Below are 14,309 nucleotides of genomic sequence, written 5' to 3' on the forward strand. Positions count from 1 at the left end.
CGGCCGATTCCGTTTAAAGGATCAACCGCGTATCGCGGCTTCGCGTGCGAGGGCCTGGAACTTCTCGAACAGATCGAAGCGCCCGTCATGATAGTCCGCCGCAGCGGCGGACGGCGCGTAGACGGCCTCGTTGGAGGACATCTCGGCCATCGCACTCGGCATGTCCGCGAACGCACCTGCCGCCACAGCTCCGAGGATCGCGGAGCCAAGTAGAACCGGTTCCTCGGTCGTCGGGGAAGCAAGCGACACCCGGGTGGCATCGGCCAGAATCTGGCGCACGAGATCGCTCCGTCCGGCACCGCCGCTGATGACCACGGTCTTGATCGGGGCGCCTTTCTCGGCCTGCGTTTCGATGATCTGGCGCAACCCGTAGCCCAGCCCGCAGAGGCCGGCGATGTAGAGCGCCACGAGATTGTCCGTGTCCGTCTCCATTCCCAGCCCCGCGATCACAGCGCGGGTATGCGGATCGGCATGGGGCGCGCGGTTGCCGATGAACTCGGGGACCACGTGCATCCCGTTGGCCAGGCGCGCGGGGTCGCCGTCGGGGCCGGAAAGCTCCACGGCACGGTCCACGAGCCAGCCCGGAAGCGACTTCCCGGCGGCGCGCGCCAGTTCCTGCGCCTCGCCGACGGCGGGGTGGAAACGCAGCAATTGCTCGATCGCCGCACCTGCGGCCGACTGACCGCCCTCGTTCAGCCAGGCGCCGGGCACCATGGCGGAATAGTATGGCCCCCAGACGCCGGGAACGAAGACCGGCTCGCTGGTGGTCGTCATCGTGCAGGAGGAGGTGCCGAAGACATAAGCGAGGTTGTCCTGAGGCAGGCCGCCGCCCTTGGCGCCCACGGTGCCGATCCCGCCCGCATGAGCGTCGATCAAACCCGCGGCGACCTTGGTACCCGGTGCAAGCCCCAGATCTGCGGCCGCTTCGGCCAGCAGGCCATCGCCAAGCGCCGTGCCCGCATCCACCACCTCGGTGCCGATCCGCGCGAAGCCTTCATCGGCAAGGCCATCAAGGCCAATCTGGCGGAAGTAGCTCGCATCCCAGGCGGCTTCATGCGCCATGTAGGTCCATTTGCAGGTCACAGTGCAGACCGACCGCGCAAGGCTGCCCGAGGCGCGCCAGGTCAGGTAATCGGTCAGATCGAAGAACTGCCACGCCTTGTCGAATACCGACGCGCGGTTCTCCTTGAGCCAGAGCAGCTTGGGGGTTTCCATCTCCGGAGAGATACGACCGCCGACGTAATCCAGCACCCGATGGCCCATCGCGTTGATCCGCTCGGCCTGCGGAAGCGCGCGGTGATCCATCCAGACGATGATGTTGCGCTCCGGATCCTCGCTCGGCCCCACGGGCAGCGGCGCACCGTCTTCGTCAAGCACGACGAGCGAGCATGTGGCGTCGAACCCCACGCCCGCGATCTCGGACGGATCGACACCGGAGGCGGCGATGGCGCCACGGCTGGCCGTGCAGACGGCGCGCCAGATCTCGTTGGAGGATTGCTCGACAATCGCACCCGCTTCACGAAATAGGGCGATGTCCTGTTTTTCGGTTCCCAGCAGGGTTCCGGACAGGTCGAAAACACCAGCGCGGGCACTGCCCGTGCCTACGTCAATCCCCATGAAATACTGTGACATTCTGATCTTTTCCTTGCAGCATGGCGGCGATTTCGGCGCGGGTACGAGGGTGGCGCCTTGCAGCCGCCCGCCCGGGCCTCGATCCGGTTCTTAACCTGTCCCCGCCCCGGGCGGAATCGGGTCAGACGCCGCGCCCGGTCAACGGGCACGGCGCAGTGTCGTTGGCGTCAGACGCGGTCGAAATTCGTCGGCAGGACCAGCATGTCACGGATCGTGACATTGCGGTCCCGCGTCAGGATATACATCACCGCATCTGCCACTTCGCTGGCCTCGATCAGGCTGCCGGCTTCCTTGGCCTTGCGCAGGTTCTCTTCCGGCCAGTCAGCCAGCAGCGCGGAGATCACCGGGCCGGGCGAGACCTGGGCCACGCGGATGCCATGCGGGATCATCTGGCGGCGCATGCCTTGCACGAAGCTGGTAACGGCCCACTTCGAGCCCGAATAGACCGGCTCCCAGTAGGTCGGGAAATGGCCCGCGATGGAGCAGGTCACGACGATATCACCGGTACCGCGTTCAATCATGTGGGGCGCCACTTCGCGGACGTTCTTCATCACCGCGTTGACGTTGAGGTTGAGCATCCGGTCGATGCTCGCGGAATCCGTCTCCACCAGATCGCCACCGATATAGGTGCCGGCGTTGCAATACAGGATGTCGATGTGATCGACCTTCTGCAGGATCTCGGGCACCATCGCCGCGCAGCTGTCGGGGTCGATCAGGTTGGTGACCTGGGCAATCGCCTTTTCGCCGAGACGCGCGGTTTCCTTCTCAAGCGCTGCCTTGTCATAGTCGACCATGACGACGGTCGCGCCGGCCTTGATCAGCGCTTCGGTGGTTGCCAGGCCAATGCCCGATGCCGCACCGGTGATGGCGGCAATCTTGCCTTCGAGGGATTGGGACATGTTCTTCTCCTTGTGTCGATGTGAGGGGGTGCGGGGCTGGGGGATCAAACGGCGAGGAAGCCGCCGTCGACGCTGATGACGGAGCCGGTGATCATCGCCGCGTCATCGCTCATCGCCATCGCGATGCAGCGGGCAACTTCGTCGGGTTCAGCGAACCGTCCGGTCGGGTGACGTTGCATCATCGGCTCGCTCTTGGCCGGATCGCTCCAGGCGTCGGCGGCCAGTTCGGTCATGGTAATGGTCGGGGCGACGGCCACGGCGCGGATGCCATGCGGGCCAAGCTCCCTGGCCATGACCCGCGTTGCCCCTTCGAGCCCGGCCTTGGAAGCCGCGTAGCATAGGTGTTGCGGGAAGCCGCGATGACCCGCGATGGAGGTGACATTGACGATCACTCCGCCACCGCCGGCGGCGACCCGCGCCAGAGCGAATTCCTGGGCGCAGATCAGCGCCGCCCGCAGGTTGATGCCGATCACCGTCTCGTAGCCCTCGTCAGTCAGATCGAGCACGGTTTCGAGAACGTTGGTGCCAGCGCAGTTGATCAGGTAATCGCAGGTTCCCGCCTCGCGCATCGCGGCGCGCGCCTCGTCGGGCTTGGCAAGATCGGCGGTGACGATGCGGGCGCCGGTCTCTTCGCGCAGGGTCTCGAGCGTATCGCGCGAGCGGTTGATGCCGACGACCTGCGCGCCGCGCTTGGCCAGCAGGATGGCCGTCGCGCGGCCGATGCCCTTGCCCGCCCCCGTGATGATCACCGATTTCCCTTCGAATTCCATGATTTTCCTCGTGAGATCTCTGGCCGGTCCGGGCCTGAATTTCTGTCCTTGTGGTGGGGCCGGTTGCGGCCACCCACCCCTGGTATCGTGAGCCTTCCGGCGACCTGCGGAACGCACCTCTCCCGTGCCCTCGCGTCGGTGGCCTGAAAACGTTCGGTTGTTTCGTTGCGACCATTCGTGGCCGAGGATGAGGCGGACGGTCGACCGTTTCCGGCCTTCGGGAGAACGCCGCCCCATCCTCGGCTACCGGCTGGTCGTAAGTGGAGGGAACCTCAGGGAAGATCCCCTCCGAGCGCCGGTTACCGTCGTTCGCCGCGGCCGATATAGATGGCCAGCAGGATGATGAAGCCCTTGATGACGTCCTGCAGGTAGGGGTTGATGCCGACCAGGTTCAGCCCGTTGTTCAGGATGCCCAGCAGCACCGCGCCGATCAGGGTACCAAAGATCAGGCCCCGGCCACCGGCGATGGAGGTGCCCCCCATGACCACGGCGGCAATGGCATCGAGTTCGAAGCCGCCCCCCGCGTTGGGCTGGCCGCTCATCAGGCGCCCCGTCAGGATCACGGCGGCAAACGCCGAGGTCATGCCGGAGATGGTGTAGATCGCGAGCTTTATCCGCTGGGTCTTCACGCCGGAGAGCCGGGCCGCGGTCTCGTTGCCGCCGATGGAATAGACGTGGCGGCCAAAGGCGGTCCGTTCCAGCAACACCCAGGCGAGGCCGTAGATGAGGAACATGGCGATGACAGGCACGGGAATGATCCCGATACGCCCGATGCCGAACCAGGCGATCCAGGAAGGCAGCCCGCTGATCGGGTAGCCGCCGGAATAGATCAGCCCGAGGCCACGCGCGATGCCCATCGTCGCCAGCGTGACGATGATGGCCGGCATCCGGCCCCAGGCGACCAGAATGCCGTTGAAGACACCCAGGCCGAGGCCCACCAACAACCCGCCGGCCAGACCGACCGAACCCGGCATCCCCATATTGACGATCAGGCCTGCACAGACCGTGCCCGAGAAGGCCATGACCGCGCCAACCGACAGGTCGATGCCGCCGGTCAGGATCACGAAGGTCATGCCGACGGCGAGAATGCCGTTGATCGAGACCTGCCGCAACACGTTGAGAATGTTGGAAACACTGAAGAAGTTCTCGCTGGCAAATCCCATGAGAACCGAGACCACGATCAGGCCGACCATCGGAAGGACAAGCGGGGACCGCATCAGCTGACGGATGTTTGCATTCATTTTCTTGGTACCTTGCACCGAGGTGCCCATTGCTGTGTCATGCGGCATTTTCGAGTTTCCCCGTCGTTGAATAGGTCATGATTATTTCCGACGTGATGTCTTCCCCTTCGACGGTCGCCACGATGCCGCCTCCCCGGAAGACGCAGACACGATCGGACATGCCGATGATTTCCGGCAGCTCGGAAGAGATCATGATGATCGAACAGCCCAGCTCGGTGAGCTTGCGCATCAGCAGATAGATTTCCGCCTTGGCGCCGACATCGATCCCGCGGGTGGGTTCGTCGAAGATCAGGATCTTCATGTCGTGGTTCAGCCAGCGCGCCACCACGACCTTTTGCTGGTTGCCGCCCGAAAGGGTGTCCAGCCGGTCGTTCGGGCCGCCCGCCTTGACGCCCACACGCTCCATGGCCTCCACGGTGCAGGTCAGTTCCTTCGTCAGGTCGATGAAGTAACGGCCCTTGCGGTACTTGCCATAATTGTTGATCGAGATATTGCGCAGGATCGAGAAGCTGGTGATCAGCCCCTGCTCCTTGCGGTTCTCGGGCAGCAGGCCGATCCCGGCCACGAGCCCGTCGGCGGGCTCGGCGAAATTCACTTCCTTGCCGTTGAGCTTCATGCTGCGTTTCGCGTAGGGATGCGCGCCGAGCATGGCCAGCGCGGTTTCCGTCCGGCCGGAGCCGACAAGCCCGGAAAAGCCCAGGATCTCGCCCTTGCGCAAGTGGAAGGACGATACCGGGTCGGTACGTTTGAGCTGAAGTTCATCGACCTCAAGCACCAGGTCCGTGTCCTCGGGCAGGTCCGGCTTTGTCGGAAAGCTCTGCTCGATCCGGCGGCCAACCATCATCTCGACCAAACGGTCATTATCGACATCGGACACGTTGCAGGTGTTGATGTATTCGCCGTCACGCAGCACGGTGATCCGGTCGCAGATCTGGAAGATCTCTTCCAGGTGGTGCGAGATGAAGATGATAGCGACCCCCTTGCGGCGCAACTCGCGGAGCACCTTGAAGAGATGCTCGACCTCGGTCGGGGTGAGCGTGGCGGTGGGTTCGTCCAGCACCAGGATGCGGGCGTCCAGCGACAGGGCCTTGGCGATCTCGACGAATTGCTGCTCGGCAATCGACAGGGTCGTGATCGGCGCGTTCAGCGGCAGGTCCACGTCGAGTTGTTGCAGGATCTCATGCGCGCGCTTGCGCATGGCCTTGCGGTCGAGCAGGCCGAGCTTGTTCTTCAATTCGCGAGCGAGGAACATGTTCTCCACTGCCGACAAGTAGGGAATGAGCGAAAATTCCTGAAAGACGATCCCGACGCCGGCGGCGATGGCCTCGTCGTAGTTGGCGAATGAGCGTTCCTCGCCATTGATGCGGATCGTTCCGTCGGTCGCGCTGATGATGCCGCATAACACCTTCATCAGGGTCGATTTGCCGGCGCCATTTTCGCCCAGAAGCGCATGCACCTCGCCGGCGCGCACCTCGAGATCGACGCCGTGCAGAACCTCGACCTTGCCGAAGCTCTTCCTGATCCTGTTCATTTCCAGCATGGTATCCCCCGCGCGTTAGAGAAAAAGGGGCCGCTCCCGCCCGGAAGCACGGAAGCAGCCAGGGAGGGAAGTCTTACCAGGAGAAGCCTTCGGCGTTCTCGGCATCCACGACCATCACGTCGATCGGCACTTCGGCGGGAACAACACGGGCACCCCAAAGCTGGGCCAGCGCCATGCCGAGGCCGACACGGACCTGGTCACGCGGGAACTGCGCGGTGCTCTCGATGAAGGGCGTGCCCTGCGCGATGGCGGCAACGGCTTCCGGGGCACCATCGACAGAGGTCAGAACGATGTCGCGGCCGGAGCCCTGGATGGCAGCCAGCGCGCCCATTGCGCCACCGTCATTGACCGAGAAGATGCCCTTCAGGTTCGGGTGGGCCTGGATCATGTTCTCGACCACGCCGAGCGCAACCGAGCGGTCCTGACGACCGTTCTGCATGTCGACCATTTCGATGCCCGGGAACTCTTCCAGAGCCGCCTTGCAGCCTTCGACGCGCTGCAGGATCGGCACGACCGGGATACCGTCGAGAATGGCGACTTCGCCTTCACCGCCAAGCTTTTCGCCCATGTACTTGCAGGACATGTAGCCGGCGTCGCGGTTCTTGGAGCCGACAAAGGTGTCGACCGGGCCGTTGGCATTGGCGTCGACGGCGACGACGATGACGCCGGCATCCTTGGCCATCTTGACGGCGGTCTCGATCCCGGCGCTGTCGGTCGGGTTCACCAGCAGGATGTCGATATCCTGCTGCAGCATGTCCTCGACGTCGGAGATCTGCTTGGCAACATCATGGCCGGCATCGGTGATGACCAGGTCCGCGCCCAGCATGTCGGCGGCCTCTTTCAGGGCCTCCTGCATCGAGACGAAATACGGGTTGTTCATCTCCTGGAACGTCATCCCGATTTTCAGGTTGTCGCCTGCAAACGCGGTGGATGCAGTCATGCACAGGGCTGCGGCGGATACGGTTTTCAAAAGGCTCTTCATTGGGTTCCTCCCTTGGTTGAAGATAGTCAAAGTCTTCCCGGTCGCGGCCGGCATCATTGCGGGCGCGTGGAAATTCGGTTGCGATTTTTCGATGGGTTATCCGGCCATTCGCACCAGGTCGTTCGCCGCGAAGGTGGCGCGGAACTGCGACGGCGACATCCCTTTCATTCTCAAGAAGTGACGATTGAAGTTGGACAGGTTCGAAAACCCGACATCGAAGCAGATATCAGCGACCCGGACCTCGGGGTCCGACAACAGGATCTGGCAGGCCAGGTCGATACGAAGCTGGTTCTTGTAGCGCACAAGGGTCATGCCGGTATGGCGCTTGAAGGACCGCGAGAAGCTGCTCGTGCTCTGACCGGTCAGTTCGGCCAGCTCCGCCTCGCCCACCTGTTCGGTCAGGTTCTGGCGAAGATGCACGATGGCGCGGTTGATGCCGACATCGTCCGCCTTGCCCATGTTGAGCTGGAAGTTGAGACTGGCCAGGATCTGAGGCTCCGGCGCCTGGATCAACCGATCCACGATTTCGCAGAACAGCGCCATGCGCCGGACGCCACGCGCCTCGATCAACTCGCCCATGATCGGCTGGACGGCCTTGCCCGTGGCCTCGTCGAACAGCAGGCCACGGCGGCTGCGCTCGAGCAGCGGACGAAACGCCTGCATCTCCGGGATCGTTTCGAGCGCACCGTCGATGAAGGTTTCGGCGAACTGGATGACACGGCTCCGGCGTGGTTCGATCGCTCCTTCGGCCACATTGCTGATCCAGTTCTGGGGCAGGTTCGGGCCGGTCATGACCAGTTGGCCGGGTTCGAAATGGCCGATATGGTCGCCGATGTAGAATTTTCCGGATGTCGCGACGACCAGATGAATCTCGTATTCAGGATGGTAGTGCCAGCGCACGGTGCGGAACGGATACCCGTGCTGCCAGGCCGCGAACGACTCACCTTTCCTGATGTGTACAAGTTCCAGATCCGGTTGCACGAAAGACCTCCCTTCCGCTTGGGATGGCGCCCGCTATGTCCCTGAACGCGCCCTGTGCGGTGACTCGTTTCTACCAGAGAGTCGGGAGGGGACTCCACGTCGCCACAAGGTATTTACTGGTAGTTTTTTGACCTGAATTTGTGGTTTTTGGCATAGCTGGCCTCGGGGGCCTTCCAAACGTGAATCTTCATTGGTCCACCCGCCTCCCCCGGACCCGAAGCGTGATATGGTGCCTCGCAGGGCCTGGCCGTCTCGGACCCGAACGGGCGTACCGGGAATGAGAGCCGCCGCGGAAAATGAAAAAGGGAGGCACCCCTGCCCCCCTTCCTTGCCGTCTTCAAACCCTTCGGCGGAAACCGGAATATGCGCCGGGTACCTTCGTGGCGGATTGCTAGGAACCGCCCTGCCACGCCGCAAGCGCGGGGTAGCTTTCACGATAAAGTTGGTAGCTTTCGGCATATTTCTTCGCCAGCTCCCTGTCCGGCGCAATCTCCCGATCCACCCGGGGCTTGGCAAAGACATTTTCCGAAACATCGCCGGTAGCGCAGGCAACTGCCAGCTTGGCGGCCCCAAAAGCGGCTCCAAAGTCGCCATCTTCCGGTTTCAACAAGGTGAGCCCGGTCACGGCCGCCATGATTTCCAGCCATTGATCGGAGCGCGCACCGCCGCCCACCGCATAGGCCGCATCGATCTCGGTCCCCGCAAGCCGCAGCGCGCGGACGCAGTCGGCAAAGGCCATCGCCACACCCTCCATCGTCGCCTGGACAAGATCGGGCAGTCGGGTCACGCGGCGCAACCCGAGGAATGCCCCCGAAGCGCTCGGGTTGTTATGCGGCGTGCGCTCCCCGGAAAGGTAGGGCAGGAAGCCGACACCGGAGGGCGCCTCGATTTTCGGCGGCAGCAACCCGGCAAGATCCGCTGGACTGCGGCCGGACATTTCCGAAAGCCAGGTCAGGCTGTCAGTGGCAGAAAGTATCACACCCATTTGGTGCCAAGTTTTCGGAATCGCGTGACAAAAAGCGTGTACCCCTTCATCGGTATTTGGCGCGAATTTATCCGTCACGGCGAAGAGAACGCCGGATGTTCCGAGCGACAGGAACCCGGTTCCGGGCGACGTCACCCCCATGCCGCAGGCCGTTGCGGCATTGTCGCCGCCGCCTCCGGCAACCGGCACCCGCGGAACGCCCCATTTTTCAGCAAGTTCGGGCCGGAGCATTCCCGACACATCCGATCCCTCGCCGAGGGCCGGCATGTGATCCCGCGTCAGGCCCGTTGCGGAAAGCAACGCGTCCGACCATTTCCGGGCGGCAACATCGAGCCACAAGGTGCCCGCGGCGTCCGACATTTCAGCGAAATGCTCACCGGTCAGCCACAGGCGCACATAGTCCTTCGGCAGAAGGACCTTGGCCGTCTTCTCGAAAATCTCCGGCTCGTTTTCGGCGACCCAAAGCAGTTTCGGCGCCGTGAAGCCCGCCATGACGATATTGCCGCCGATGCCGCGAAAATCGGCGCGCTTTTCAAGCTCCAGACATTGCTGCCCCGAACGCCCGTCATTCCACATGATGCAGGGCCGCAGCGGTTTGTCTGCCGCATCGAGCAGTGTCGCGCCGTGCATATGCCCTGACAGGCCGATGGCCTTGAGGCCCGCCAGCGCTGCGCCATGTTCCGCCGCGATCTGCGAGATAGCCGCCTCGCAGGCGGTGATCCAGTCCTGCGGATCCTGCTCCGACCAGCCGGGCTGCGGCCGGGACACCGTGAGCGGGGCCTGGGCGACCGCGACGGTGGCGAAGGCGTCGTCCACGAGCATCGCTTTGACGCCCGAGGTTCCGATATCCAATCCGAGATACATCTGCTGGCTCCTCCTGCGGCGTTAAGCGACCGGCATTTCGATCTGGATCTTCACATCCGTCGGGCGCCCTTCGGCGGCACGGTCGAAGGCGGCGATGCTTTGCTCGAATGGCAGGGTTTTGGAGATCAGCGGCTTGAGATTGACCTTGCCCGCCCCGATCAGCGCGATCGCCCGGTCATAGATATTGGCATAGCGGAAGACGGTTTCCAGCCTTGCTTCCTTGGCCTGTAGCGAGACGACATCCATCGGAACCGGCTCCACCGGCATCCCGACGAGCACGATGGCGCCGCCGGGGCGGACCAGTGCGGGCACATCCAGAATGGCCGGTGCGGCGCCCGAGCATTCGAACACCACATCGGCGCCCCAGCCATCGGTCGCCTCGGCAATGGCCTGCGCGACGGGCTGTTGAGTGATGTTGATGGTCTCGATGCCGTCATACTCGCCAATGATGTCGAGCTTGGGCTGGGCTAGGTCCGCCACGTAAACCTTCGCGCATCCGCCCGCCAGCGCGGCCAGCGCCGTCATCATCCCGATGGGACCGGCGCCCACGACCACGCCGACATCGCCCGGCTGGATGCGGGCCCGAAGGGCGCTCTGCATACCGATGGCAAAGGGTTCCACCATTGCCCCTTCGGCAAAGGAGACGGTCTTGGGCAGCTTGTAGGTGAAAGCCGCCGGGTGCACGACTTCAGGGGTCAGGCAGCCGTGGACCGGGGGCGTCGCCCAGAAGGTCACGGCCGGATCGACATTGTAGATGCCGAGCTTGGAAGCGCGCGAAGTCGGGTTCGGAATGCCCGGCTCCATGCAGACGCGGTCGCCGGGTTTCAGATCCGTCACCGCATCGCCGACCTCGACGACGACACCCGCCGCCTCGTGGCCGAGGATCATCGGCTCCTTGACCACGAAGGGACCGATCTTGCCGTGGGTGTAATAATGGACGTCGGAGCCACAGACGCCGACAGTGCGCAGGGCAACCTTCACATCCTCCGGCCCCAGATCCAATTCCACAGGGAACTCCCGAAGCGACAGTTTCCCCTTTTCCTCCAGAACAAGTGCCTTAGCCACGGCTCCACCTCGACTTCATATGTTGCGCAGTTTTCAATCACCCGTCGGGATGAAACTTGCAGGAATGCCCCTTTTTGAGGCGCCTTGATGAAGCGAACGGAAGCAGACGGCGGATGTAAACAGCTCAAACGGGGTGTGAGCATTTGGTTTTTGCATCCGGTAAAAATAGTATCAGTGGCGGTTTGGCGTTGGACCAACCCGCCCACGTCGCGGCCGGACAAAGCGCTACGCCACACCTTCGGAAGTGACCCAGCCCGCGCGTGACCGCGCGCGGACGAATCAGCTCTACTTGTGATTGAATCCCATGTTAGCGCCGCAACTGGAGTCCTGTTTTTCATGACGATCCCCGGTATAGATACCAAAATCGCAGGAGCAAAAATCCTCTGACAATCGGCTCACCGACTCGGATGGAGCACCGTTTCGACGGCGATCCAAACGCTGCTCCAGGCTTTTGCCGACGCGTCACCGCCACGCGCGCCTCTACGCTCAAAGGCCGGGCCAACGCACCGGACACCGCCCCCCCACCCGCGAACCAACGATAGGAAATCGGCAACACGCCCTCTCTGGCGCTAGGTCGGTAGAACTTGCTATCACGGAGCGAACAGGAGGCGGCGGTGGTCGTCGTCTCGACGGCTTCCACTTCTTTCAAATCTGCGCGCGAAGAGTGGCCACCAAGGGGCATGAGAGATCGATCCGGCGGCGGCCCGTCTTCTGGCGGGCCATACCGGGGCGCAATACTCACTTTCGCCCCTGCGTTGCCAGCTCTTCGTGCTAATTCGGTGCCATGGGAATAGTTCTTGTAACGACCGTTATCGCTTCTCTCTTCCTCGTCATCGGCGCGGCGGAACCGCTCGCCGCGCGCCTGCGCTTGCCGTACAGCGTCATTCTTGCCGTCCTCGGCGTGCTGATCGGTGCCGGCGCGACCTTCTTTCTGCGCACCGAACTCACCGACGCGCTGAACCCGGTGGCCGAGGCGATCCTGGGGCTGCCCATCCGGTCCGACGTATTCCTCTACGTCTTTCTGCCGACATTGCTGTTCCAGGCGACACTGGGAATGAACCTGCGCCGCATGCTCGACGACTGGGTGCCGATTCTGGTGCTCGCGGTGGTGGCGGTGGTGGTGGCGACGTTGAGTGTCGGCTACGCCCTGTTCTGGACCAGCACCCTGCCCCTCGTGGCCTGCCTGTTGATCGGCGCCATCGTCTCCACCACGGATCCCTCTGCCGTGGTGTCGATCTTCCGTTCGATCTCGGCCCCTCGGCGGCTTGCCCGGATCATCGAGGGCGAGAGCTTGCTGAATGACGCCGCCGCGATCGCGCTGTTCGGCCTGTTCATGGGCTATGTCATGCTCGGCGTTCCGGACCCGACGCTGGGCGACGCGCTTGGGCGTTTCCCGTATCTGATCGCGGGCGGGGCTGTCACGGGGTGGCTGGCCGCGCAGTTCGCGGTCTGGCTCATGGCCCTGTTCGCGCGTCACGAGATGGCGCAGCTTTCGATCTCGGTCGCCCTGCCCTATCTCGCCTATATCGTGGCCGAGCAGAGCATAGGGGCCTCCGGCGTGATCGCGGTGGTCGCCGCGGGCCTGACGCTGAACCTGACCGGACCGGGACGCCTGGCGCCGCAAGCCTGGGCCAATCTTCGCGAGTTGTGGGACGTGCTGGCGCACTGGGCCGGGGCGCTCATCTTCATCCTCGCCGCGCTGCTGATCCCCCGGCTTCTGGAAGAGGTCCGGCTGGCGGATTTCGCGCTGATCGGTGTGGTGGTCGCCGCCGCGATCGCAGCCCGCGCGGTGATCCTGTTCGGGTTGCTACCGTTGCTTGCGCTGCTGCGGGTCTCGCCCACGGTCGAACGCCCCTACCGGGTCGCGATCCTCTGGGGCGGGCTGCGCGGCGCGGTCACCCTTGCGCTTGCGCTTGCAGTGACGGAAAGCTTCCGGGTGCCCGACGGCATCCAGCGTGTGGTCGGCATCCTGGCGACGGGCTTCGTGCTGTTCACCCTGATCGTGCAGGGTACCACGCTCAGAACGGTCATCCGCAAGCTAGGGCTGGACCGCCTCTCGCCTATTGACGAGGCGTTGTCGCGGCAGGTGGTGGCCGTGGCGCTACAAACGGTACGAGAGGACGTGGCCCGGACCACCGTAGATTACGAGTTGAGCCACGACATCGTGCGCGTCGAGGCCAAGAGGTTCGGCGAACGACTGGAAGGGGCCGTCAAACAGGCCGAGGACAGCGCCGACATTCTCGACCGCGACCGCATCACGCTCGGCTTGATCGCGCTGGCCGGCCATGAACGCGATACGATCCTGGCCGGAATGCGCGAGAGGATGATTTCGGCGCGCATGGCCGAACAGGTGCTCTCGGATGCCGACCGGCTGATCGAGGGCGCACGCATCGCTGGCCGCAGCGGTTATCAGCAGGCAGCGCGGCGCAGCATCACCTATGGACGCGCCTTCCGAACCGCTGTCTGGCTGAACAACCGGCTTGGCCTGTCCCGGCCACTGGCGCGCATGACCGCCGACCGGTTCGAACGACTGCTCTCTCAGCGCCTTATCCTGCGCGATCTCGGCGCCTTCATCGACGGGCGCATCCGCCGCATTCATGGTCGGCGGGTGGCCGATCTGCTCGCCGAACTGCTCTCGCGAAGGGTCGAAGGGGTGGAAACCGCGCTGGAAGGGTTGCGGCTGCAATATCCCGGCTATGCCGAGGAACTGGAACGCCGTTTCATCCGTCGTACCGCGCTGCGGATCGAGGAGCGCGAATACACCACAATGCGCGAGGATGGCCTGATCGGGGCAGAGGTCTACTCCACGCTGATGCAGGACCTCTCGGCGCGGCGTGCGGCGAGCGAGGAGCGCCCGCGCCTCGACATCGCACTCCGGCGCACCGAGATCATCCGGCAGTTCCCGCTCTTCTCCGATCTCGATGCCAAGCTTCAGAAGCGTCTGGGGCGCGCGATGCAAACCCGCCACGTGAATTCCGGCGACGTGATCATCCACAGGGAGGAAGCGAGCAAGAGCGTCTACTTCATCGCCTCCGGCGCGGTCGAGTTGGAACGTGCCGGGCAAACATGGCGGCTGGGACGCGGCGAGATGTTCGGGCATATGGCTATCCTGATGCGCAAACCCCGCCTCGCCGAGGTCCGTGCCATCGCGCCGTCGACTCTGCTCGAATTGGACGAGGAGCGGTTCCTGCGCCTTCTCAAGCGGAGCGAGGCGATACGGCGGGCGGTTCAGGACGGCGCCGAGAAACGCGGCGTCGTGCTGCCCGAAGACCTGTTTCCGGACCAGAAACTCTCCTGATCCGGCTCGTCCATGCATTTCGCCTGCATGGAGAACGCGATTTTACCCCAGT

Annotated in this window: 10 protein-coding genes; 1 reads left to right on the top strand and 9 read right to left on the bottom strand. The window is 63.7% G+C overall.

The features are described from left to right. Positions 1 to 21: 21 nt before the first annotated feature. The 9 genes from AX756_RS08500 to AX756_RS08540 all read right to left on the bottom strand — a co-directional run bounded on the left by AX756_RS08500 (position 22) and on the right by AX756_RS08540 (position 10,959). Complete coding sequence (locus AX756_RS08500; protein WP_068310019.1) at positions 22 to 1,632, bottom strand: FGGY-family carbohydrate kinase; 1,611 nt, start codon at positions 1,630 to 1,632, stop codon at positions 22 to 24. Between the two features lie 167 nt (positions 1,633 to 1,799). Beyond that, complete coding sequence (locus tag AX756_RS08505; RefSeq protein ID WP_068310020.1) at positions 1,800 to 2,531, bottom strand: SDR family oxidoreductase; 732 nt, start codon at positions 2,529 to 2,531, stop codon at positions 1,800 to 1,802. Positions 2,532 to 2,575: 44 nt separating this feature from the next. Further along, a complete protein-coding gene (locus AX756_RS08510) occupies positions 2,576 to 3,301 on the bottom strand; it encodes an SDR family oxidoreductase (protein WP_068310021.1) in 726 nt (241 codons plus the stop codon). Positions 3,302 to 3,600: 299 nt separating this feature from the next. Further along, entirely contained in the window at positions 3,601 to 4,590 is a 990-nt protein-coding gene (locus AX756_RS08515; protein ID WP_068310022.1) for an ABC transporter permease, read from the bottom strand. Continuing rightward, positions 4,580 to 6,073 carry a sugar ABC transporter ATP-binding protein gene (locus tag AX756_RS08520; protein WP_231701015.1) on the bottom strand — a complete coding sequence of 498 codons (1,494 nt, stop codon included), beginning with the start codon at positions 6,071 to 6,073 and terminating at the stop codon, positions 4,580 to 4,582. The genes AX756_RS08515 and AX756_RS08520 overlap by 11 nt, the downstream gene beginning before the upstream one ends. A gap of 82 nt (positions 6,074 to 6,155) precedes the next feature. After that, the gene (locus AX756_RS08525; protein ID WP_068310024.1) at positions 6,156 to 7,064 is read right to left on the bottom strand and encodes an ABC transporter substrate-binding protein; all 909 of its coding nucleotides are present in this window, start codon (positions 7,062 to 7,064) and stop codon (positions 6,156 to 6,158) included. 96 nt (positions 7,065 to 7,160) lie between these two features. Beyond that, positions 7,161 to 8,045 (bottom strand): helix-turn-helix domain-containing protein, encoded by an 885-nt coding sequence (locus AX756_RS08530; RefSeq protein ID WP_068310025.1) that lies wholly within the window; start codon positions 8,043 to 8,045, stop codon positions 7,161 to 7,163. Positions 8,046 to 8,436: 391 nt separating this feature from the next. Continuing rightward, on the bottom strand, positions 8,437 to 9,894 hold the full coding sequence (gene xylB, locus AX756_RS08535; RefSeq protein ID WP_068310026.1) for a xylulokinase: 1,458 nt from the start codon (positions 9,892 to 9,894) through the stop codon (positions 8,437 to 8,439). Between the two features lie 21 nt (positions 9,895 to 9,915). Further along, on the bottom strand, positions 9,916 to 10,959 hold the full coding sequence (locus AX756_RS08540) for an NAD(P)-dependent alcohol dehydrogenase (protein ID WP_068310027.1): 1,044 nt from the start codon (positions 10,957 to 10,959) through the stop codon (positions 9,916 to 9,918). Positions 10,960 to 11,743: 784 nt separating this feature from the next. On the opposite strand from AX756_RS08540, the gene AX756_RS08545 reads away from it, so the two are divergent. Then, complete coding sequence (locus tag AX756_RS08545) at positions 11,744 to 14,257, top strand: cation:proton antiporter (RefSeq protein ID WP_068310028.1); 2,514 nt, start codon at positions 11,744 to 11,746, stop codon at positions 14,255 to 14,257. Positions 14,258 to 14,309 lie beyond the last annotated feature (52 nt).

Origin of the sequence: Aliiruegeria sabulilitoris (assembly GCF_001558155.1) — a bacterium.
In the GTDB taxonomy this organism is placed as follows: domain Bacteria; phylum Pseudomonadota; class Alphaproteobacteria; order Rhodobacterales; family Rhodobacteraceae; genus Tropicimonas; species Tropicimonas sabulilitoris.